Annotated in this window: 19 protein-coding genes and 1 riboswitch; of the genes, 6 read left to right on the forward strand and 13 right to left on the reverse strand. The window is 74.8% G+C overall.

The window, feature by feature from the left end; all coding sequences use genetic code 11:
- Nucleotides 1-46: 46 nt before the first annotated feature.
- The gene (locus tag ACTMS0_RS06415) at nucleotides 47-1,495 is read right to left on the reverse strand and encodes an alpha-amylase family glycosyl hydrolase (RefSeq protein ID WP_441154173.1); all 1,449 of its coding nucleotides are present in this window, start codon (nucleotides 1,493-1,495) and stop codon (nucleotides 47-49) included.
- 290 nt (nucleotides 1,496-1,785) lie between these two features.
- Here ACTMS0_RS06415 and ACTMS0_RS06420 point away from each other — a divergent pair, with 290 nt between their 5' ends.
- The 3 genes from ACTMS0_RS06420 to ACTMS0_RS06430 are packed head-to-tail and all read left to right on the forward strand — an operon-like array spanning nucleotide 1,786 to nucleotide 5,587.
- Entirely contained in the window at nucleotides 1,786-3,489 is a 1,704-nt protein-coding gene (locus ACTMS0_RS06420; protein WP_441154174.1) for a hypothetical protein, read from the forward strand.
- Entirely contained in the window at nucleotides 3,486-4,955 is a 1,470-nt protein-coding gene (locus ACTMS0_RS06425; protein WP_441154175.1) for an NADH-ubiquinone oxidoreductase-F iron-sulfur binding region domain-containing protein, read from the forward strand. The genes ACTMS0_RS06420 and ACTMS0_RS06425 overlap by 4 nt, the downstream gene beginning before the upstream one ends.
- 23 nt (nucleotides 4,956-4,978) lie before the next feature.
- Complete coding sequence (locus tag ACTMS0_RS06430; RefSeq protein WP_441154176.1) at nucleotides 4,979-5,587, forward strand: redoxin domain-containing protein; 609 nt, start codon at nucleotides 4,979-4,981, stop codon at nucleotides 5,585-5,587.
- Nucleotides 5,588-5,719: 132 nt separating this feature from the next.
- Here the strand turns inward: ACTMS0_RS06430 and serS are convergent, their stop codons facing one another.
- From serS to ACTMS0_RS06455, 5 genes are all read right to left on the reverse strand, one after another.
- The gene (gene serS / locus ACTMS0_RS06435; RefSeq protein ID WP_441154177.1) at nucleotides 5,720-7,003 is read right to left on the reverse strand and encodes a serine--tRNA ligase; all 1,284 of its coding nucleotides are present in this window, start codon (nucleotides 7,001-7,003) and stop codon (nucleotides 5,720-5,722) included.
- Nucleotides 7,004-7,197: 194 nt separating this feature from the next.
- Nucleotides 7,198-8,253, reverse strand: coding sequence for a MerR family transcriptional regulator (locus ACTMS0_RS06440; protein WP_441154667.1), 1,056 nt, complete (start codon nucleotides 8,251-8,253; stop codon nucleotides 7,198-7,200).
- Between the two features lie 106 nt (nucleotides 8,254-8,359).
- Nucleotides 8,360-9,529 carry a saccharopine dehydrogenase family protein gene (locus ACTMS0_RS06445; protein WP_441154178.1) on the reverse strand — a complete coding sequence of 390 codons (1,170 nt, stop codon included), beginning with the start codon at nucleotides 9,527-9,529 and terminating at the stop codon, nucleotides 8,360-8,362.
- Between the two features lie 25 nt (nucleotides 9,530-9,554).
- Nucleotides 9,555-10,730: a zinc-dependent alcohol dehydrogenase gene (locus ACTMS0_RS06450; protein WP_441154179.1), complete on the reverse strand. Its 1,176-nt coding sequence runs from the start codon at nucleotides 10,728-10,730 to the stop codon at nucleotides 9,555-9,557.
- Entirely contained in the window at nucleotides 10,727-11,152 is a 426-nt protein-coding gene (locus ACTMS0_RS06455; RefSeq protein WP_441154668.1) for a hypothetical protein, read from the reverse strand. The genes ACTMS0_RS06450 and ACTMS0_RS06455 overlap by 4 nt, the downstream gene beginning before the upstream one ends.
- A 264-nt stretch (nucleotides 11,153-11,416) precedes the next feature.
- Between ACTMS0_RS06455 and ACTMS0_RS06460 the strand changes: the two genes are divergently transcribed.
- A complete protein-coding gene (locus ACTMS0_RS06460; RefSeq protein WP_441154180.1) occupies nucleotides 11,417-14,356 on the forward strand; it encodes a LuxR C-terminal-related transcriptional regulator in 2,940 nt (979 codons plus the stop codon).
- Between the two features lie 78 nt (nucleotides 14,357-14,434).
- Here the strand turns inward: ACTMS0_RS06460 and ACTMS0_RS06465 are convergent, their stop codons facing one another.
- The 4 genes from ACTMS0_RS06465 to ACTMS0_RS06480 form a co-directional block, all read right to left on the reverse strand.
- Nucleotides 14,435-14,983 carry a DsbA family protein gene (locus ACTMS0_RS06465; RefSeq protein WP_441154181.1) on the reverse strand — a complete coding sequence of 183 codons (549 nt, stop codon included), beginning with the start codon at nucleotides 14,981-14,983 and terminating at the stop codon, nucleotides 14,435-14,437.
- A 183-nt stretch (nucleotides 14,984-15,166) separates the two neighbouring features.
- Nucleotides 15,167-15,853: a BON domain-containing protein gene (locus tag ACTMS0_RS06470; protein WP_441154182.1), complete on the reverse strand. Its 687-nt coding sequence runs from the start codon at nucleotides 15,851-15,853 to the stop codon at nucleotides 15,167-15,169.
- A 292-nt stretch (nucleotides 15,854-16,145) separates the two neighbouring features.
- The gene (locus ACTMS0_RS06475; RefSeq protein WP_441154183.1) at nucleotides 16,146-16,550 is read right to left on the reverse strand and encodes a hypothetical protein; all 405 of its coding nucleotides are present in this window, start codon (nucleotides 16,548-16,550) and stop codon (nucleotides 16,146-16,148) included.
- Nucleotides 16,551-16,664: 114 nt separating this feature from the next.
- On the reverse strand, nucleotides 16,665-16,811 hold the full coding sequence (locus ACTMS0_RS06480; RefSeq protein WP_441154184.1) for a hypothetical protein: 147 nt from the start codon (nucleotides 16,809-16,811) through the stop codon (nucleotides 16,665-16,667).
- A gap of 424 nt (nucleotides 16,812-17,235) precedes the next feature.
- Here ACTMS0_RS06480 and ACTMS0_RS06485 point away from each other — a divergent pair, with 424 nt between their 5' ends.
- Entirely contained in the window at nucleotides 17,236-17,598 is a 363-nt protein-coding gene (locus ACTMS0_RS06485) for an STAS domain-containing protein (RefSeq protein ID WP_441154185.1), read from the forward strand.
- Here ACTMS0_RS06485 and surE read toward each other — a convergent pair.
- Entirely contained in the window at nucleotides 17,595-18,425 is an 831-nt protein-coding gene (surE, locus tag ACTMS0_RS06490; protein WP_441154186.1) for a 5'/3'-nucleotidase SurE, read from the reverse strand. The two genes, ACTMS0_RS06485 and surE, sit on opposite strands and share 4 nt — an antisense overlap.
- Nucleotides 18,422-19,402, reverse strand: a complete 981-nt coding sequence (locus tag ACTMS0_RS06495) for a 1-phosphofructokinase family hexose kinase (protein WP_441154187.1) — start codon at nucleotides 19,400-19,402, stop codon at nucleotides 18,422-18,424. The genes surE and ACTMS0_RS06495 overlap by 4 nt, the downstream gene beginning before the upstream one ends.
- A gap of 172 nt (nucleotides 19,403-19,574) precedes the next feature.
- Between ACTMS0_RS06495 and ACTMS0_RS06500 the strand changes: the two genes are divergently transcribed.
- Nucleotides 19,575-20,027 carry an SRPBCC family protein gene (locus ACTMS0_RS06500; RefSeq protein ID WP_441154188.1) on the forward strand — a complete coding sequence of 151 codons (453 nt, stop codon included), beginning with the start codon at nucleotides 19,575-19,577 and terminating at the stop codon, nucleotides 20,025-20,027.
- Between the two features lie 54 nt (nucleotides 20,028-20,081).
- On the opposite strand, the gene ACTMS0_RS06505 is transcribed toward ACTMS0_RS06500, so the two are convergent.
- The gene (locus ACTMS0_RS06505) at nucleotides 20,082-21,137 is read right to left on the reverse strand and encodes a coiled-coil domain-containing protein (protein WP_441154189.1); all 1,056 of its coding nucleotides are present in this window, start codon (nucleotides 21,135-21,137) and stop codon (nucleotides 20,082-20,084) included.
- Nucleotides 21,138-21,145: 8 nt separating this feature from the next.
- Nucleotides 21,146-21,278, reverse strand: a riboswitch (cyclic di-AMP (ydaO/yuaA leader).
- Between the last annotated feature and the right edge of the window lie 72 nt (nucleotides 21,279-21,350).

Consider the following 21,350-nt stretch of genomic DNA (forward strand, 5'->3'; position numbering starts at 1 on the left):
CCCCTTATTATCCAAAAGGTGATAACAAGGGGCCCTTCCGTACCTCTCAGCTCAGGCGGGCGCCGATGTGGATGGCGACCGCGTCGTGGGCGGGGATGTTGGCGGCGAACCAGCCGTTGCCGTCCACCGTGATCACGGGACCGCTGCACGTCCCGTTGCTGTACGTGCCGTGGATGACGTCGCAGTACCGACCGGCCGGGAGCCCGGTGTAGTAGGACCGGCCGGTGATCGCCCCGTCCTCGTCGTTGACGGTGATGTAGCCCTTGCCGCTGCGGCTGAAGGCGATGTGGTTGTTGCCGTTGTCGTACCAGTTGGCGACCCCGGCGCCCTCGGTGGCGTTGCGGAAGCCGACCATGTTGGCGATGACCGGCCAGCGGTGCTCGCACTCCCAGCCCGAGTAGCAGGTGGTGTTGAGCGTCCGGCCGGCGGAGTCCTGGGGCGGGCCCTGGTCCCGGTTGCCGAAGGTGTAGCTCGACATGACCGACGGCGAGCCGTACGGCCAGGCCAGCATGAACGCGTTCGCGAGGGCGTAGATGCCCCGGTCGTTGTAGGTCAGCACGCCGCCGAAGTCGCGCTGGGTGTCGTGGTTGTCGACGAACACCGACGCCGAACCGCTGGGCAGGTGGCCCCAGCCCTCGCCGAAGTTCCGCAGGTACGCGAGCTTCTCCGACCGGAAGACCCGGGCCAGATCCTTGCCGTAGCGGAACTCGTGCACGTCGCCGTTGCCGGTGTACTCGTTCGGCGTGATCGGCTCACCGGCGCCGTAGATGACCTCCTGCACGATGTACGCGGACCGGGAGAGCTTGGCCTTGATCGCCGCGATGTCCGCCGCCGGCATGTGCTTGCTGGCGTCCATCCGGAACCCGTCGACGCCCAGCGACAGCAGGTCGTTGAGGTACGCGGCCAGCCGCGAACGGACGTACTCCGACTCGGTCTTGAGGTCGGCGAGGTTGACCAGCTCGCAGTTCTGCACCTCCCAGCGGTCGTTGTAGTTGGTGATCTCGTTGCCCGCGTTGCGGCCGCAGTAGTGGAAGTCCTGCGACTGGTAGGTGCCCGGGTAGTCGTAGTGGCTGAACGACGACCCGGCCCAGCCGGTGCCCGGGTCGTCCTGGCCGGACATGTGGTTGACGACCGCGTCGACGATCACCTTGACGCCGGCGGCGTGGCAGGTGTCCACCATCGACTTGAACTGCGCGCGGGTGCCCTTGCGGGACTCGATCCGGTAGCTGACCGGCTGGTAGGAGACCCACCACTCGGAGCGCCGGACGTGCTCCTGGGGTGGCGAGACCTGGACCCAGCCGTAGCCCTTGGGGCCCAGCGTCGACTGGCACTCGCTCGCGACGGAGGTCCAGTTCCACTCGAAGAGGTTGGCGATGACCTTCTTGGTCCCGGCCGGGGCCGCGGCGGCCGGGGGCGCCGCCACGGTGGCCGGGAGCAGCAGGCCCGCAATCGCGCCCAGCGCGACGATCGCCGACCGGCACCGACGTCGATGCATCGGATTCTCCCTGCGGGGGTTGGGGGAATAGGTGGTGGTGGAGCCGTGGGAGGGCTTCCAGTTGCCGGCGTCTTGCATCCCGGCCTGAAAGTTTCCGAAACTTTACAAGTGTATTACAGTCGCTGTCAATGCATGGACAGGCGTCACTGCTACGCGGTATCCGGGGCGGTCGGAGGCGCCTACACGCGCCGGGCGGCCGGTCGGTTCGACGGCCCGCGGGGAATTTTTTGGTCCACCGATGATCCGGGGGCACGGCCGGTCCGTACTGGAGGAGGGAGCAGGGTCGGCCGGTGGCGCGCCACCGCGAGACGATCGAGGAGCAGATGGCCCCGGCACAGCAGAAACAGAAGGCAGCGACCGTCCGGACCAGCACCACCAGCCGGGGCGTACGCACCCCGTCGCGGTCCGCGTTCGTCCTGTTGACCGTCTCCGCGCTCGCCGCGTTGTGGGCCATGACCATGCTGACCGGCGTGGGCGGCGCGATGTACTCGTACGGCTTCTTCTTCACCGAGTTCTTCGCCGGGGTGATCGCCCTGGTGTCGCTCAGCCTCACCGTGGTGCTGGGGCTGCTCGCCACCGACCGCCTCGTGCTGATGATCCGGCACCGGGTGCTGCTCCAGTCCGCGCACCGGGCGACCGGCATCCTCGGCGTCGCCGGGCTGGTCTTCCACGTCATCACCAAGATCGCCACCGGACGGGCCGGGAGCACCGACGCGATCATTCCGTTCGTCAGCGGACGCGGGCTCTACGTCGGCCTCGGCACGGTCGCCGGGCTGCTCATGGTGAGCGTGCTCTGGACCGGCCTCATCCGCGCCCGCTTCGCCGGCGTCGGTCCGAAGTGGCTGTGGCGGACGTTGCACTCCGCCGCGTACGCCGCGTGGCCGTTCGCCATCTTCCACGGCCTCAACGCCGGCCGCCCCGCGAAGTCCTGGGTGGTGTTCAGCTACGCCGCCTGCGTGCTGCTCGTGGTGCTGGCGCTGCTGGTCCGGTTCTCCGTGCACCTGGGCCGGCGCAGCCGCGAGCAGCACCAGGCCGCCGCGATGAACAAGGCGATGACCGCGCGGGTGACCGAGGACGGCAAGGGCCGTAATCTCCTCGGCACGCTGGCCCGCAAGCGCGACGGCGACGACCGGCGCGAGACCCGGGGCGGGCGGGAGTCGACCTGGTCCGAGACCACCCTCGCCGGCTCGTGGAGCGCGCCCGGCAGCCGCCGCCGCGACCCCGAGCGGTTCACGGTGCCCGTGGTGCCGGAGCCCGGTTCGCTGCGCGAGCCGGCACCGAGCCGCCGCCGCGACGAGCGCGAGTTGGAGCCGGCCCGCCGCAGCGAGCGGCCCGCCCGTCGCCGGTCCGAGGAGCCCGCGCCCACCCGGTCCCGGCGGCGCACCGAGGAACGCGAGCCCGTCGTGGCCCGCCGCGACGAGGAGCGGGCGGCCCGGCGCCGCGAGGACGAGTACGAGTACGAGTCGCGGTCCCGCCGGCGCGACGAGGAGCCGGCCGGCCGGCGCCGGCGCGACGACGACGAGGCCCGTCCCTCCCGGCGGAGCCGGGGCGAGGTGGACGCCGGCACCCGGTACTCGGTGCAGCGCCGCCTCGACGAGCCGGAGGAGCCGTGGACCAGCCCGCGCCGCTGGGAGACCACCTCGCCGATCTCGGCCGGACCGATCTCGGCGGGCCCCGTGTCGGCCGGGCCGATCTCCGGCGGGCCGGTCTCCGGCACCCCGGTCTCCGGCACCCCGATCTCGTCCGCGCCGCGCAGCGGCGGCGGCCGGCACAGCGCCGAGGAGGACGTGCCGGAGGAGGCGGACTACTGGCGGCCGCCGGCCCGGTACGTCCCGGAGGACGTCCCGCTGCCCCCGGACGACACCCCGACCCTGGTCGACCTCGCCTCCCGGCGGGCCCGCCGGGAGGCCAAGGACAGCCGGCGGCGGCGCCGGGCGAACGCGGACGCCGTCGACACCGCGTACTGGGCCGGGCTGCGGGGTGAGGCCAAGTGATGCGGACGACCGTGCCGCCCGTCGCGTGCGTCGGCGAGCCCCGGCTGACCGCCGGCTTCGCCGAGTTCGGCCGGCTCGACCTGTTCGCCCACGAGGAGGTCCACGGCCCGATCGGGCCGATGGAACCGGCGAACCTGCTGCGGCTCGCCGAGGGCATCCAGCTCAAGGGCAAGGGCGGGGCGGGCTTCCCGTTTGCCAAGAAGCTGCGCGCCGTGCTCGAGTCCTGCGAACGGCAGGACGCGTCGGCGATCGTCGTCGTCAACGCCACCGAGGGTGAGCCGACCAGCTGGAAGGACAAGGTGCTGCTCACCCGCGCCCCGCACCTCATCCTCGACGGCGCGGCGCTGGCCGCGTACGCACTGGACGCCGACGAGATCATCATCGGGGTGACCGACGACGGCGTGGGCCAGGAGTCCCTGATGGAGGCGCTGGGGGAGCGGCGGATGCCGGTGCCGACGAGCGTCGTCACCGTGCCGCACCGGTTCATCTCCGGCGAGGGCGGGGCACTGGTCAACGGGATCAACGGCCTGCCGCACATCCCGCCGGGCACGAAGAAGCGCTCCAGCGACTCGGGTGTCGGCGGCCTGCCCACCCTGCTCTCCAACGCCGAGACGTACTCCCAGCTCGCGATCGCCGCCCGGCTCGGCCCGTACGAGTACGCGGCGCTCGGCACCGACGACGAACCCGGCACCGTGCTGCTCACCGTCACCGGCGCGGCGAAGCGACCGGCCGTCGTGGAGTGCGCCGCCGGCACGCCGCTGCGAGAGATCCTCGACCTGTGCGAGGTGCCGGACGGGCCGGGCATCCTGATGGGCGGCTACCACGGGAAGTGGATCACGCAGGAGGCGGCGGACCGGGCCGAGATCTCCCGCAAGGGGCTCGCCGCCGTCGGCGGCACGCTCGGCGCCGGCATCATCGTGCCCATCGGCCCGGACACCTGCCCGCTCGGCGAGGCCGCCCAGGTCGTCCGCTACCTGGCCGGCGAGTCCGCCGGCCAGTGCGGGCCCTGCAAGATGGGCCTGCCGGAGCTGGCCCGCTCGGTCGACCTCGCGGTCTCCGGCAGCGCCCCGGTGGAGGTCGTCCGGGCCGCCGCCGGCGACGTCAAGGGCCGCGGGGCGTGCAGCCACCCCGACGGTACGGCCCGGTTCGCGCTCTCCGCGGTGGAGGTCTTCGCCGAGGACCTGCGGCTGCACGCCACCGGCGAGGGCTGCGGCAAGCGGGTCAAGGGTCTGATGGGGCTCCCCGGAGCGCCCGACCCGAACCCGCAGCGGCTGATGCTGGACTGGTCCCGCTGCGACGGGCACGGGCTCTGCGCGCACGTCGTGCCCGACTTCATCCGCCTCGACGGCAACGGGTACCCCGCCTTCCCGCCCACGCCCGTGCCGACGTGGCTGCGCGAGGGGGCGCTCAAGGCGGTCAAGGTCTGCCCCGAACTCGCCCTGCGGTTGACCAAGGCCGAGTCGTGACCGCGTACCGAAGGGAGGCGCCGATGCGGAGGCTGCCGCGTACCGTCCTGGCGGCCGTGACGGCGGTCGCCCTGCTCGGCACGGCCGCGTGCGGCGGGGACGGCGGCGCGTCGGCGACCGTCGCGCCCGGTGCCGCGGCGTCCCCGACCCCCGCAGCCGGTACCCCCTCCGCCACGGGCTCGCCCTCGGTGGCCTCACCGAGCGCCGCGCCGCGGCCGGCCACCGTGCCGGACACGCTCAAGTTCACCGCGAAGACCCTGGACGGCGCGGCCTTCAACGCCGCCGACCTGGCCGGGAAGCCGGTGGTGCTGTGGTTCTGGGCGCCCTGGTGCGCCACCTGCGCGAGCCAGGCGTGGACGGTCGCCGAGGTGGCGCCGCAGTACCGCGACACCGTGCCCGTCGTCGGCGTCGCCGGCCTCGGTCAGCAGCGGGCCATGAAGGACTTCGTCACCGAGTTCGAGCTGGCCGGGGTGCCGCAGCTCGACGACCGGGCGGGCGCGCTGTGGCGCCGCTTCGAGGTGGTCGAGCAGAGCACGTTCGTCATCCTCGACCGCACCGGCAAGATAACCCACCAGGGCTTCCTCGACGGCGAAGACCTGACGCGCCGCCTGGCCGCCCTCGCAAAGGCGTAAGTCCCCCGTTCCCCCGCGATCTTGCACTTTCGGCCCCTGGTTTGTCCCGTTCGGTGGCTTTCGTCGGGGCACCAAGTGCAAGATCGCGGCGGAGAGCGGGGTCAGCGCGGGGTGAGCGGGGTCAGCGCGGGGTCAGCGTGGGGTGAGGCGGTCGGTGTTCAGGCGGTCGCGGAGGACTTCGGGGACCAGGACGGTGCCGTCGGGCTGCTGGAACTGCTCCAGGATCGCCGGCAACAGGCGGCTGGTGGCGAGCGCCGAGCCGTTGAGCGTGTGCACGAAGCGGGTCTGCTTGCCGCCCGGCTCCCGGTAGCGGATCGCCGCCCGCCGCGCCTGGTAGTCACCGCCCCAGGAGACCGACGACACCTCCTTGTACTTGCCGGTGCTCGGCATCCACACCTCGATGTCGAGGGTCTTCTTCATCGCGGCGCTGGCGTCGCCGGCCGCGAGAAGGCTGCGCTGGTAGTGCAGACCGAGGGCCTCGACCAGGCTCTCCGCCTGGGCGACCATCTCCTCGTGCGCCGCCTCGGCCTGCTCCGGCAGGGTGAACTGGAAGATCTCCACCTTGTTGAACTGGTGGCCCCGGACCGTGCCCCGCTCGTCGGAGTGCGAGCCGGCCGCCTCCCGCCGGTAGCAGGGCGTGTACGCGAACACCTTCAGCGGCAGCTTCGCGGTCTCCAGGATCTCGTCCTGGTACGCCCCGAGGATCGCCGTCTCCGCGGTGGGCAGCAGGAACTGCCCGCGCGGGGCGGACTGCCGGTCCAGGTGGTAGACGTCGTCGTAGAACTTGGGGAACTGCCCGGCGGCGAACCCGGCGGTGTCCAGCAGGAGGTGCGGCGGGAGCAGGAACTCGTACCCGGCCTCGATGTTGCGCTCGATCAGCCAGTTGATCAGCGCCCACTCCAGCCGGGCGCCCAGGCCGGTGTACATCCAGAAGCCGGAGCCACCCAGCTTGACGCCCCGCTCGTGGTCGACCAGGCCCAGCATCCGGGACAGCTCGACGTGGTCGCGGACCTTCTCGATCGCCGGAGGCTCGCCGAAGGTCTTGACGACCCGGTTGGCCTCCTTGCCGCCGGGCACCACGTCGTCGGCGGGCAGGTTGGGCAGCTCGCTCATCCGGTCCCGCAGGCGCGACTGCACCTCGTCCAGCTCGGCCTCCAGCTCGGAGAGCTGCTTACGGCCGGCCTCCGGCGCGGTGACCTCGGGCTCGCGGCCGGCCCGCTTGGCCTCCGCGTACGCCCGGGCCTCGGCCTTGCGGCGCTGGCGCTCGCCGTCGATCTCGGTGATCAGGCTGCGCCGCTGCTGGTCGAGCTGCTGGATCTCGTCCAGCGCGCGGGTCACCTCCGCCGGGTCCATCCGCTTGGCCAGCGCGGACGCCACCGCGTCGCGATCCTTCCGGATCAACTCCATGTCGAGCATGCTGCTCCGTACGCCTCCGTCCGGACGTCAGGTGGACCTCCAGATGCTACCGTCGCGCCTCGGCCGCCCCCGGCCCGGTCTCGCAGCCGGCCCCCGCCCGCGCGTCCCGTCGCGCGCTCTTTCACGGAAAGAGTGCCCATCCCGGCGCGGACAGCCACTCCTTCCCGGAAAGTGCGCGTAGCGAGTTGGGTCGGTCAGAGGCGGATCGGCATCAGGATCGAGAAGGCGTCCACGTCGTCGGGCCGGCGGAGCGCCAGGGGCGTGATCGGGCCGTCCAGTTCCAGGACGAGCTGGCCCCGGCCGCCCGCGTCGAGGGCCTGAAGCAGGTAGTCGGCGTTGACCCCGACGCGCAGGGCAGCACCGCTCAGCTCGTCCTCCCCGAACAGCCGCACCCCGCCCCGGCCGTCGGGGCCCAGCACGCTCACCGGCAGCGGGGCGCCGGCGTACTCACGGTGGACGACGGGGGCGTCCGCGTCGGTCAGGGCCGCGCGCAGGGCGGCCACGTCGACGGTCGCGCGGTGCGCCGGCCGGTCGAGTCCGCCGTGCAGCAGCCGCCGGTGGTCCGGGAAGTCGTACGGCAGCGCGATGGCTTCGAGCGTACGACCGGCGACCTCGACCGTGACGGCACCGCCGCCGACGGCCAGCCGCACGTCCCCGGAGCCGTCGAGCAGGACGCGCGCCCGGTCGACGAGGTCGGCCGGGGCGATCTCGCGCACGGCGGGGCCGTCGACGTCCGCGCCGACCCGGGCCACGGCGAGCCGGTGCCGGTCGGTGGCGACCAGCGTGACCGCGCCGGGCTCCACGTCGAGGAGCACACCGGTCAGCGCCGGCACGTCGGGATCGGTGCCGACGGCGAAGCGGACCGCGTCCACGGCGGCGCCCAGGTCGGTGCGGGACAGGGTGAGGCGGGTCGTCATGGGCTGCTCCTCGGGATCGATGAGGGTACGGATCCGGGAGAGCTCGCGGCGGGCGTCGGCGAGACCGTCCTCGAGGCGGCGCAGGTGCGCGTCCAGCAGCCGGTGCGCGGACGCCGGCTCGGACCGCACCGCCGCGGCGATCTGAGCCACCGGCATGCCGACCCGGCGCAGCCCGGCGACCAGCCGGGCGGGACGCACCTGGTCATCGGTGTACCAGCGGTAGCCGGTCACCGGGTCGACCCGGGCCGGGACCAGCACCCCGGCCGAGTCGTAGAACCGCAGGGCACTGACGGTCAGCCCGCTGGCCCGGGCCAGCTCGCCGATGCTGCGCAGTTCACTCTCCACGGCAATGGATCCTGTGTCCTCAAGCAGGTCGAGGGTCAAGCTGTTAACAGGGGACCCTTTCTCTACCGGAGGCGTTAAGAAGGGGCCCTTCCTTTCACAGCAGGCGGAACGTGATTCCGGCTTTCTGGAGCCGGTCCAGGAGCGCGTCGCCCATGGCCGTCACCGGCGTGACCTGGCCGGACGTCGGGGGCAGGTCGTCCAGGGCGAGGCAGAGCGCCGACTCGGCGAGCATCTTCGCGGTCTCGTCGTAGCCGGGGTCGCCGCCGGACACCTCGGTCTGCACCCGCCGCCCGCCGCCCTCGGCCAGGAACCGTACCCGGAACCAGGAGCGCGCCCGCTGCTCGGGGCTCGGGCCCTGGCCGGAGGAGCGCCGGCCGAGCAGCCAGCGCCGGGTCGGCGGCAGCTTCACGAGACCGACCAGGGCGCCCAGCCCGGCCACGCCGGCCAGCACGGTGGGCAGCCGCTTCACCGCCGCGAAGTGGCGGTACCGGAAGTCCGGGCCGTACTCCGGGCGGGCGGCGGCCGAGCGGCGCACCACCTGCGGGTCGATGGTCGGCAGCGGCACCGTCCACATGCGCAGCTCCGGCGAGCGGGCGATCCGGCCCGGGACCGCGCGGACCCGCCGGCCCTCCGGGCGGGGCTCCACCGCCCGGCGGGCCTTCGCGGCCCGGCTCATCTCACCGGTACGGGAGAACGCGGTCAGCGCCGAGTGGTACGTGCCGGCGGAGGGCCGTCCGCCCGCTCGAACGAAGCCGTCGACGGTGACCGGCACGTCCGCCGGCAGGTGCTTGAGGGTGAACCAGACGCCCAGGTCGTACGGGATCGAGTCGAACCCGCAGGTGTGCACCAGGCGGGCCCCGGTGCGGACCGCCTCGGCGTGGTGCCGCACGTACATCAGGTCGACGAACTCCGGTTCCCCGGTGATGTCCAGGTAGTCGGTGCCCGCCTGGGCGCACGCCGCCACGAGGGGCTCGCCGTGGTGGACGTACGGGCCGACGGTGGTGGCGACCACCCGGGCGCTCTCGGCGACCGCCCGCAGCGACCCGGGATCGGTGACGTCGGCGGTGAGCAGGGGCAGCGCCGCCAGCTCCGGGTCGATCGCGGCGAGCCGCTCCCGGACGGCGGCGAGCTTGGTGGGGTTGCGTCCGGCGAGCGCCCAGCGCAGCCCGGCCGGCGCGTGCCGGGCCAGGTACTCGGCGGTCAGGCCCCCGGTGAAACCGGTGGCGCCGAACAGGACGAGGTCGTACGTCCGCTCCTCACGCATCCGCCGAGTCTGCCACCCGGCTCGCTCACGCGGCACCCGGCGGCAGGTCCGGGCTGAGCACGGTACGCACGCAGCCGTCGCGCCGGTCCCGGAACAGCGCGTACCCGTGCGCCCCCTGCTCCAGCGGCAACCGGTGGGTGGCCAGGTGCTCCGTCCGCAGCTCGTCGCGGGCCATCCGCTCCAGCAGCATCGGCACGTAGGGCTGCCCGTGCTGCCGTGCGCCCCGGACCGACAGCCCCTTGGCGCTGACCGCGCCCAGCGGGAAGGCGTCCACGTGCCCGTCGAACTCGCCCAGCACCACGACCGTGCCGCCCTTGCGGCAGGCGTGCACCGCCTCGCGGACCGCCGGCGGCCGCTCCGCCCCGCCGGTGAACCGGTCGGCCAACGACCGGATCCGTCCGTCCCAGGCCGGCCCGACCGCCTCCACGCACACGTCCGGGCCCCGCCCGCCGGTCCGCTCGCGCAGCTCGGCGGGGACGTCGGCGTGGCGCGGGTCGATGGTGTCCGCGCCGCTGTGCCGCTCCGCCATCCGCAGCCGGTCGTCCTGGTCGTCGACGACGATGACCCGGTCCGCACCGAGCAGCGCGGCGGCCCGGGCGGTGAGCTGCCCGACCGCCCCGGCGCCCCACACTGCCACCACGTCGCCGGCGCGTACTCCGCCCACGTCGGCGGCCATCCAGCCGGCCGGGGCGGCGTCCGAGGCGAAGAGCGCCCGGTCGTCGCTGACCGCGTCGGGAACGCCGAACGCGCCCACGTCGGCGTACGGGACGCGCACGTACTCGGCGTGGCTGCCGGCGAACCCGCCCGTGGCGCGCGGCCGGCCGAACGCACCGGGCACCGGGTGTCCGTACGTCGCCTCACTGACCTCCGGCTCGGGGTTGCCGTTGTCGCAGCACGACGGGAGCCCGCCCCGGCAGTACCAGCAGGTGCCGCAGGCCACCGAGGCGCTGACCACCACCCGGTCGCCGACCCGGTGCCGGCGCACCTCCGGCCCCACCTCGACGACCTCACCGAGGAACTCGTGCCCCAGCACGTCCCCCACGGACACGTACGGCGTGCGCCCGGCCAGCAGCGGCAGGTCACCGCCGCAGGTGGCGCTCTGCCGCACCCGCACGATCACGTCGTGGCCGTTGCGCAGTTCCGGGTCGGGCACCTGCCGTACCGCCACCTGGTCGGCGCCCGTCCAGCACAGCGCCCTCATCCGGCGGGCCCCCGGTCCATCGGCGCCCGGTCGGCGCGCAGCACCTCGCCCGTCTCGGCGAGCTGCTTGGCCTGCCGCAGCGCGGCCCGGACCGTGCGGGCGGGATCGTCGCCGACGACGTGCGCGGCGAGCCCCGGGAGCGCGACGCCGGGGCGGGGTCGCGCGGCCAGTTCGGTGCCCCGGCAGCCGGGCGCCGGCCGTACCTCCACCTGGATCGCGCCGCCGAGGCGGCGCAGGGGCTCCGGCCACCGCCCGCCGGGCAGCACCGCGCCGGGCGCCCGGTCCACCGTGACGACCTGCCAGCCACCCACCGGCTGGCGGGGGACGCCGGGCCCGCGGGTCGGACGGCGGCGTCGGCGACCCCGCAGCACACGGCCGGACAGCGCCCCCACCACCGCGCCCGCGAGGGCGCTGCCGGCCACCGTGGCGATCCGTCCCACCTGTTCCTCCCGTCCCGATCCGCGCGTCGGGCGACCTGCGGCGGGCGCCCGTCGGGCGCACGCGTACCGCCACACTCGCCCGGGGCGGGGTGAAGCGGGCTCCCCCCGAAGGGGTGAACCGCCGTCCGTCGGGTAACCGCCGGCCGCAGGACCTTGCCATGTCCCGACGTCCCGGCCCGGCCGCGCCGGAACCGTCGAGACACGGCCTGGGGGGGAGTGGAACACGTCCATGGGGGTGGGGGCCGGGTGCCGGAGGACCGACGGGAGACCGCAGTCGTCACGGGACCGGGAGCGCCGGTGCTGGCCTCCCGGCTGAGCCCACCCGCGCTGCCCGAGCCGGTGGTGCTCCGGCCCCGGCTGCTGCGGGCGTTGGACGAGGGGACCGGGGTGCCGCTGACCCTCGTCGCCGCACCGGCCGGCTGGGGCAAGACGACCCTGCTCGCGTCCTGGTTCCGGGCCGCCGGGACGGCCGGTCGGGATCCGGTCCGGGGCGGGCCGGTGACCGGAGCCGCCGACGGCGCCCGGGACGCACCGCCGACCAGCGCCCCGGCGGGGGACTTCGGCGCGGGCGGTCCCGATCCGGGCCGGGAGCCTCCCGACCTGGGGTGGGTGTCGGTGGAGGCCGGCGACGACGGCGACCGCCTGTGGTCGTACGTGGCGGCGGCCCTGCGGAACGCCACCGACCCGGGCGACGGTCCGGCGGAGCCGTCGGTGCCCGAGCGGTCTCCGCGCCCCGACCAGTTGGAACTGCTGGCCGCGGCCCTCGCCGCCCGGGAGCGGCCGGTGCTGCTGGTGCTGGACGACCTGCACCGCATCACCGATCCGGCGGCGGTCAGCGGGCTGGAGTTCCTGCTCCGGCACGCCGAGCAGCGGCTCCGGCTGGTGGTCGGCGCCCGGGCCGGGGTGCCGCTCCCCGTACACCGGTGGCGGCTGGCCGGGGAGCTGACCGAGCTCGGCCCGGACGAGCTGGCGTTTACCGGCGACGAGGTCGCCGACCTGCTCACCGCGCACGGGGCGGTGCTTCCGGCGGCGGCCGTACGGCGGCTGCGGGAACGGACCGGCGGCTGGCCGGCGGCGCTCCGGTTCGCCGCGCTCGGGCTGCGGGGCCAGCCCGACCCGGCCCGGTGGATCGAGCAGTTCGGCGGCGACCAGCCGGACGTGGCCAGCTACCTGCGGGAGGAGGTTCTCGCCGGTCTGGACCCCGGCGACCGGGAAGTGCTGCGCCGTGCGGCGGTGGCGGACGCCGTCTGCGCCGGTCTCGCGGGCGCGCTCACCGGCCGGCCCGACGCGGAGGCGGCGCTGGCCACCCTGTCCGGCGACGGGGGCCCGTTGCGCCGGGACGACGGCCGCCCGCCCTGGTACCGGTGCCATCCGCTGCTCGCCGACCTGCTGCAGGCCGAGCTGAGCCGGCTGCCCGCCGACGAGCAGCGGGACCTGCACCTGCGCGCCGCCGGCTGGTACGCCGACAACGGGCGGCCCGCCGACGGGCTGCGCCACGCGCTGGCCGGCGCCGACTGGGCCCGGGCCACCGAGCTGTTCGTGACGAGCTGGCCCGAGCTGGCCCCGTACGACCACGAGGGTTTGACCAGGCCGGCGCCCGAGCCCCCGCCCGTCGAGGTCCTGGCGGCCGATCCGGAGCTGGCGTTGGCCTGCGCCGCCGAGCGTGCCCATGCCGGGGACGCGCCGGCCGCCGCCGGGTACCTGCGATCCGCCGCCGAGGCGGGCCGGTCGCTGCCCGCGCCCCGCCGGGAGCGCTTCGCCCGGCTGGCCACCGCGGTCGAACTCGCGGTGGCACGCCTCTCCGGCGACCTCCCGGCGGTACGCGACGCCGCCGCCCGCCTGCTCGCCACCCGCCCGGTGGTCCCGGCCGGTACGCCAGGTACCGCCGGGGCGCCCGAGCCTCCGCCGAGCGGTGCCGGCCCGGTGCCGCCGCCGGGCGGCACGCCGTCGGCCGGGACGCCGTCGGTCGACCGGCTGCTCGCCGCGCCCGCCCCGCCCGCCGAGCCGCGCGGAGCGGCCGCCGAGGACGCCGACGTGCGGGCGGCGGCCGGCACGGCGCTCGGTCTGGCCGACCTCGCCGACGGCGACCTGCGCCGTGCCGAGTCACATCTCGGCGCCGCGCTGGCAGCGGCCCGGGCGGCGGGCCGGACGCGGACCGAGCTGGTCGGCGCCAGCCGGGTGGCGCTGCTGTACGCCGTGCGCGGGGCGCTGCGGGAGGCCGAGGAACTGGCTCGGGGGGCGCTCGCCCTGCCGCCGTGCCAGGGGTGGTCCGGCCGGACCGACTCCGGGTACGCGTACCTGGCGCTGGCCGTCGTGGCGCTGCACCGCGACCAGCCCGAGGAGGCGGAGGCGAATCTGGCGCTGGCGGAACCGGCGACCTGGGAACCCGAGGCGGGGGCGGTGGCCGCGCTGTGCCGCGCGTACCTCCTCCGGGACGCCGGCGACCTGGCGGCCGGGCACCGGGCGCTCGCCACTGCGCGGGAACGGCTGGCCGGGCGCCCCGGGGGCGGCGAGCTGGACCGGTGGCTGGTGGCCGCCGAGGCGGACCTGCGCGGGGCGCGGGGCGACCTGGACACCGCGCGGGACCTGTTGGGCGACGACGGAGACCCCGCCCTGGCAGTCGGTCGCGCCCGGGTCGAACTGCGGGCCGGCGACGACCGTGCCGCCCAGGCCGTCCTGCCCGACTGGCCGGCCCCGGAGGCGGACGGCTGGCCACTGCCCGTACGCCTGGACGCCGCCGTGCTGGAGGCGGTGCTCGCCGGCCGTGCGGGCGACGAACGGCGGGCCCGGCGGGTGCTGGAGCAGGCTCTCGACCTGGCCGGACCGGAGGGCATCCGCCGGCCGTTCACCCGTGCGGAACCCGGCGTGCGTGACCTGCTCGCGGCACATCTGGACACCGGGACGGCACACTGGCCGACGGTCAGCGACCTGGTGCGTGGGGCCGACGAGCCGGTGGAGCGTTCGCCGGCCGAGGCCGGTCCGGCGGCGCTCGACGAGCCGCTCACCGAGCGCGAGCTGACCATCCTGCGGTACCTGCAGAGCATTCTGTCCAACGTGGAGATCGCCGCCGAACTGTCCCTGTCGGTCAACACGGTGAAGACGCACGTACGCAACATCTACCGCAAGCTCGACGCCAGCCGCCGCCGGGAGGCGGTGCGGCGCGCCCGGGACCTGCGGCTGATCTGACGGGCCCTTGATCGACACGACGTCCCGCCCGTCGCGGTGTCCGCGCGACGTGCGGGACGTGGGCGGGTCGTCCGCCGGTCACGGGGGCGCGGCGCCGTCGACGGCGGCGAGCAGGTCCGCGAGGTCGTAGCCGCCGTCGTGGCGGACGTCGTTGACGAACAGCGTCGGGGTGGCGTCCACGCCGCTGTGGATGCCGCCGACGAAGTGGCGCCGCACCCGGTCGCCGTGGGCCCGGCGGCCCACCTCGGCGCCGATCTCGTCGGCGGGCAGCCCGATCTGCTCGACGCCGAGCGACAGGTGCACCGGGTCGAGCTGGTCCTGGTGCTCGTAGAGCCAGTCGTGCAGCTCCCAGAACCGCCCGCGTACGGCGGCGGCCTCGCTCGCCTCGGCGGCGCTCTCCGCGTACGGGTGCACGTTGGCGATCGGGAAGTGCCGGTAGACCAGCCGGACCGTGTCGGCCCGCTGGCGGAGCAGTTCGGCGAGGTTCGGGTACGCGGCCCCGCAGAACGGGCACTGGAAGTCCCCGTACTCGACGATCGTCACGGGCGCGTCCGCCGGTCCCCGCACGTGGTCCGTCTCGGTCACCGGAGTGCGCAGGCGGGCGGTGACCTGAAGCGGTGTGGTCATCGCGCCACCCCCCGCTGATCCGAGCGACGGCGCCGTACCCGCAGGGTCGACCCGGGTGCCGGGCACCCGGGTCGGAGCCCGTTCGGATCAGTCATGACTCCCACGTTCGCCCGCGCCGGGGTGAAGGTGGCTCACCCGGGCCGGGTGGTTCGCCGCCGGCCGACCCGCGGGGCCGGGGTGGCGTCACCGCAGCACCGGGGCGACGGCGACGTGGTTCTGGACCTCCCGGACGCCGGGCGCCGACCAGACGATCCGCTCCACCTCGGTCCGCTCGGGCATCGAGTGGACCAGCCCGCGGAGCACGACGGTGTCGCCGTGCACGCGGACCGTGATCCGCTCCGCCTCGGTGGCCCGGTTGCGGGCGAGCGCGTCGACGATCCGCTCGGCGAGCCGGTGCCCGTCGGGGCGGGCGGCCGGGCGGACGGAGAGGCCGTTGCTCACCCCGCCGACGCCGGTCAGGCGGGCGACCGCTCGTTCGGCGGCCCGGCGCTGGTACTCCCAGGCCACCTCGCCATGCAGCGTGACCCAGCCGTCCGACACGCTCACGTCGATCCGCTCCACCGGCACGAACGCGTTCCACTCCAAGGCGTGCGTGACCGCGGCCGCGAGGTCCGGATCGGGGCGCTCGGCGCCGGTGCCGATCTGCACGGTGAGGTCGTTGGCGACGGCCCGGACGCGGGGTACCCGGTGCGCGGCGCGCTCGGCCGCCCACTTGCGGGCATAGCTGTCCACCCGGCCGGTCAGGGTCACCACGCCCTCGGACACGGTCACGCCGATCTCGTGCGGCCGTACCCGGGGCTCGAAGGTCAGCTCGTCGAGCACGGCGGCCTGGATGTCCTGGTCGGTGCGGCTGACAGTCGCGACAGTCATCGTGGCTCCCTCCTCGGTGGCAGGCGCGCGCCCGTCCGGAACGATCCTGTCCGGGCCGTGGGTGAGGCACCCTCGCCCGAGGCGGGTGAGGGCGTGTCTGGGAGCGCTTCTATAGACAGACGGTGAGCGCGTTCCTCGGTGCCGGGAGCAGTCTCCCCGATCACCGGAGCCAGGGCAGCTCCGGTCGGAGCAGTTCGTCCCACCACGACTCCATGATCGCGGGGGAGATGCGGGCGCCAGGTAAGGGCGGGCCCCGGACGACAACGTCGTCCGGGGCCCGCCCTCGTCTGTGTCAGCCGTCCAGGTTGGCGGGGGAGTTGGGCCGGTCCACGTCGACGAACTCGATGTCGTCGACCGACCGGTCGGAGCGGCCCACCGCACGCGCCGCGGTGCCGGCGGCCCAGCCGATCGCCGCCCCGACCAGGGCGGCGCTGATCACCAGGGTCCACGGCAGAGCCGGCCGCCGGCCGGCGAGGGCGTCGAAGGCCAGGGTGGCCCGGCGCCGGGCCTCCTCGGCCGCCGTGCCGACCAGATCGGTGGCGTCGTCGGCCAGGTCGGTGCCGCCGCGGCGGGCGGAACGGGCGGTGTCACGGACGCTGTCCCCCGCGGAGCTGACCGCCGAGACCAGGTGCTGCCACGCCTGATCCGCGATCCGCTCCGGCCTGCCACGCCGCTCCAGCAGCTTGGTTCCGAACATGTCTACCTCCTCGGGGTGCCGAAGCCGGCGGCCACTTCGGACCTGGCGTCTCTCCGGCGTGTCGCGGTCCTCTTCGTCCGGCATTGCCCCGGGACGGGGCGCCGCAAACCGGCGTCAGCGGAGGACGACCACCGCTGCCACGCCGTGCGCGAAGTCGTCGTCGTCGTCATCGTCGTCGTCGCCCCCGCCGCCGAAGCCGCAGGCCAGCATGAGGGCGAGTAGCGCGCCGACCCCGGCCAGCGCGGCAAGTCTTCGGATCATCGATCGTCCTCTCCGTCGCGGTACCGTCCTGCCCGCCGATGCTAGGGCCTGTGTCAAAGCCCCTGGCCGGCCTGCGGCGGGCCGCCTCGGCTCGACCGAGGACTTTGACACCGGCCCAAGGCACCGGGGACAACCCCACGAGGCAAACGCGCCGACCCGCCGGCCGCGCACCTCCCGGGCACGCCCGGGAGGTCGGGTTGCGGCCGGACTGGCCGAAGCCCGCTACCCTGGTCGGCGACCGTCAGCGACCGCTGATGGTTGGGGAAACAGAAGGTAAAATGTCCGGACATAGCCGACTTGACCCCCCGGACCACAAGAATTGCTCATCCCGAGGGGTGGCGACCGAGGGCGTCGGAGGAATACTCTCGGTCGCGGCCCGCGTACTGATGAGGCGCCCGTCGGACGGGCGAGTGGAGGTGCTCGCGTGAGCCTGTCGATCGTGAAGTCGGTTCTGCCCGGGGGTGTCGTCGAGATCGCGCCGCGCGGCGAGATCGACGTAGACACCGCGTACGAGGTGCGCGAGGCGATCGCCGAGGTCCTGGCCAAGGGGCGTCCGACCCGCATCGAGCTGAACATGCGGCTGGTGACCTTCATCGACTCCGTCGGCATCAGCGCGATGGTGGCCGGCTTCCAGACCGCCGAGGTGAGCGGCGTCAAGCTCGTGGTCACCGAGCCGAGCCGTTTCGTGCACCGGCAGCTCTGGGTCACCGGCCTGCTCGGGCTCTTCGGCGCTCCCGAGCCCTACTACGCGGGCGCCACGGCCCCAGAGGTCCTCCCGGGCGCCTAAGAGGCTGTCGGGTCGAGCCCGGTGAGGTCGACGTCGGTCACCTCGGTGACCGCCCGGACCGCCGTCACCGACGCGTACCCCTCGGCGAGCAGTGCCACGTCGGTGCCCGCCTGGGCCGCCTCGCCCGGCTCCTCCAGCGCCGTCCGCACGAAGCCGTGCCCCGCCTCGGCCACCGTCATCTGCACCTGACCGAAGCTCGCCAGCCGGCCCCGGCGGACCCCGCGCAGCCGGGCGCGCGGCACGTCCGGGGCGTTGACGTTGAGCACGCTCTCCACCGGCCCGGCCGTCAGCCGGGGCAGCAGGTCCAGGGCCACGTGCGCGGCGGTCGACCAGTGCCGCTCGGCGTCGCGGACCCGGGCGGCCGCCGCCACCGCCGCGCCGCCGCTGACCGCGGTGGCCTCGCCGGCGGAGAGCACGTCCAGGGACACGGCCATCGCCCGGCAGCCGTTGGCGGCGGCGGTGAACGCGGCACCCACCGTCCCCGAGTGCAGCACGGCACGGCCGGCGTTGGCGCCCCGGTTGACGCCGGAGAGCACGACCGACGGCGGCGGCCCGAACGCCCCGTGCACTGCGATCAGCGCGATGAAGCCGGGCGAGCCGCCCACCCCGTACGCCGGCACTCCGTCGAGCCCGGGCAGCGGGTGCGGATCGACGACCACGTGACCGCCCCGCTCCACGGCGGTCATCGCCGCGCTCGTGCCGCTCGCCTCCTCCCGGGGCGCGGCCACCACGACGTCGAGGCCCCGGTCGACGGCGGCCCGGGCCAGCGCCGCGATGCCGGGCGCGGCGATCCCGTCGTCGTTGGTGATGAGGACCCGCACGGTCATCGCTCGGCCGCCCGGTCCGCCAGCTCGTCCGGGGTCGTACGCTCCTGCGGGCGGCCGCCCGCCGGCACGAGCCGGACCCGGTCCACCAGGCCGGTGATCGAGTCGAGCCGGCCGGTGCCGAGGCCGTGCCGGGTCACGTTCAACGCTCCCGCCGCGGCCCCGGTGCGGACCGCCGTCCGGATGTCGCCGCCCCGGGCCACCACGGCGGCCACCCCGGCGGTCATCGAGTCGCCCGCCCCGCGCGGGTCGGCGGCCTGGAGGCGGGGCATCTCCACCTCGAACACCTCGCCGTCGACCAGGGCGAGCGCCGGCTTGTCGGCGCGGCTCACCACCACGTTCTCCGCGCCGCCGGCGTGCAGGTCGTACATCGCCCGGGCGAGCTGGTCCTCGTCGTCGCCGGCGGCCCGGCCGTCGGCGATCAGCTCCTCGTGGCTCACCTTGAGGAAGAACACGCCGCTGTCCAGCACGGCGGCCAGGTGCTCGCCGGCCAGGTCGACGACCACCTTGCCGCCGTTGGCCCGCAGGTCGGCTGCGAAGCGCCGGTACAGCTCGGCCGGGACGAGGTGCGGCTCGTGGGGTCCACTCAGCACGCTGACCGGCGCGCGGAGCCCCTCGCCGAGCGCCAGGTTGTACAGCTCGTCCAGCTCGTGCCGGCCGAGCGCCCCGCCCGGCACGTCCACGACCTCCCGGCGGGCGCCCTCGCGCCGGTCGTGCACGTACCCACCGCTCCCGCCGGAGTCGCGGACCACCACCTTGAGGTCGACCCCCTCGCTGACCAGCAGCGGTTCCAGCACCTGGCCGATCTCACCACCGAGCGCCGTGCAGAGCACCACGTCGACCCCGAGCGACATGATCATGCGCGCCTGCCAGACGCCCTGCCCACCCGGGTGCAGGTGCAGCTCGGGCGCCTCGCTCGGTTGGTCGACCGTCACCGTGAGCCGCGGCGTCGGCGCGAAGACCATCACATGCTCACTCACGGGCACCGCCTCCCCGCCCCGGTCGTCCGCCACGATCCGTCGTACCCCATCAGCTGACGGTAGTCGGGCGGGTGGGTGAATACCCGGTGTCCGCGCGGTGTCCGGTCGGACGTTGCCAGCGTGCGGGCGGGTGGACGACGATCGGGCGAGGCGACGACGGTGGGGAGACGGCGTGCTCAGGCGGGATTCCTTCAGCTACACCGTCCAGGCGCGCTGCGCGCCCGCGGTCGCCGCCGAGTTGCTCGCCGACCCACTCCGGCAGGTGGAGCTGCACCCGTTGATCGTCCGGGTCCGTCGGCTCAGGCCCCGTCCCGGTGCCCGCGCCAGCTACGCGATCACCGACCGGCTCGCGGTCGGGCGGCTGCGTCTCCCGGTCACCTACCGCGCCGACGTGCTGGTCGCCACCTCCGACGAGGTGGTGACGGTCGCCCGGCAGTGGCCGGCGACGATCGTCCGCAACCACACCCGGCTCGGGCCCGAGCCGGACGGTGTCCGCATCGACGTGGAGATCACCCTCGCCGCGCCGGCGCCGCTGTTCGGGTACGCCTTCGCGCAGGCCCGCTCGGCCCACCTGGGACTCGCCAGCCGGCTCGGTGCGATGCTGGACGCCGGTCCGGCCGCCTGACCGACGACGGGCCGGAGCCGTCCGGTCACCCGGACGACCCCGACCCGAACGTCGTCAGTACACCGACAGGTGCACGTGGTTGGTGTGGTCGCTGGACGGGTCGCCGTTCGCCCCGCTGTACGACTTCCACCCGCTGCTGGGCAGCCAGATCTGCCGGTACCAGATCACGTAGAGCACGGCGAGCCGATCGGCGTTCTTGACGAAGAACGCCGACAGGTTGTTGCCGTACGTCCGGTCGCCGCCGGTCGCGTCCCCGCCGAAGCCGTTGGGCTGGGCGGCGAAGTCGCAGGCCCGGCCCTTCGGGTGCTCACCCGACCCGCCGGAGCGGTAGCAGGAGACGTACCGGGTGAAGCCGGCCGCCTTGGCCTGGTTGAGCGCGTGGAGCGTCCGCGGGGTGATGCAGCCGTCCGCGGGCGTCGGGTCGTTGACGCTGCACGACTCCCGCGGCCAGGAGCCGTCCGAGTTGCGCGGGGCGGCGGCGGCGGTCCGGGACGCGCTCCGGCTGGCGGGGGCGTCGGCGCGGGAGTTGGCCACGGTCAGCGCCTTCTCGGCCTGCTGCTTGCGCTTGGCCATCACGGCCTGCTGCTTGCGCTGCTCGGTGATCTCCACCTCCACCGCGAGCTTGGCCTTGGTGACCTGGTCACGGGTTTCCAGCAGCTCCTTCAGGGCCAGGTCCTCGTTGGCCGCCACCGCGTCCAGGGCGGCGGCCCGGTCCATGAAGCCCTCCGGCGAGGTGCTGTTGAGCAGGGCCGACGCGGCTCCGAGCCGGCCCGTGCGGTACGCGAGGCCGGCGATCTGGCCGACCCGGGAGGTGCGCTCGGCGAGCTGGGCCTCGGTGGTCTTGAGCTGCGCGGCGAGCTGCTGCTGGCGCTTGACCGAGGTGTCCAGGGCTCGCTTGGCGTCCAGGAAGCCCTTGCTGGCCGCCTCGAGCTGGGCCCGCAGGGCGGGGGTGCCGCCCTCCGGGTCCGACCCGGGTGCGGCGGCCTGGCGGGCCGGGGGAGCGGCCGCCGCGGGGGCGACCGGCGCGGCGCCGAGACCGAGGGTGAGCGCCACGATGAGCAGGGCCGCCACTCGGGCGGCAGGTCGTCGTACGGATACCACTTCTGGCATCTATCCACATGTCCTTCCGTCAGCCGCCGACCGGGTTAGCTGACGGGTTCGGGACGGAAGATCCCTACCGCTCGACGCGGATGCACCCCAGGTACCTGGTTCCCCGGCTCGCCCTGTCGGGCGATTAGGCGGCGGCCGCCGCCGGCACCGGTGCGTGCCGCCTGGCGGAGGCCGGAACAGAGCCTACCGGTGCCGGTGTGACAGATGCAGCGG

The sequence above is a fragment of the Micromonospora sp. H33 genome (assembly GCF_052068455.1).
Classification (GTDB): Bacteria; Actinomycetota; Actinomycetes; order Mycobacteriales; family Micromonosporaceae; genus Micromonospora.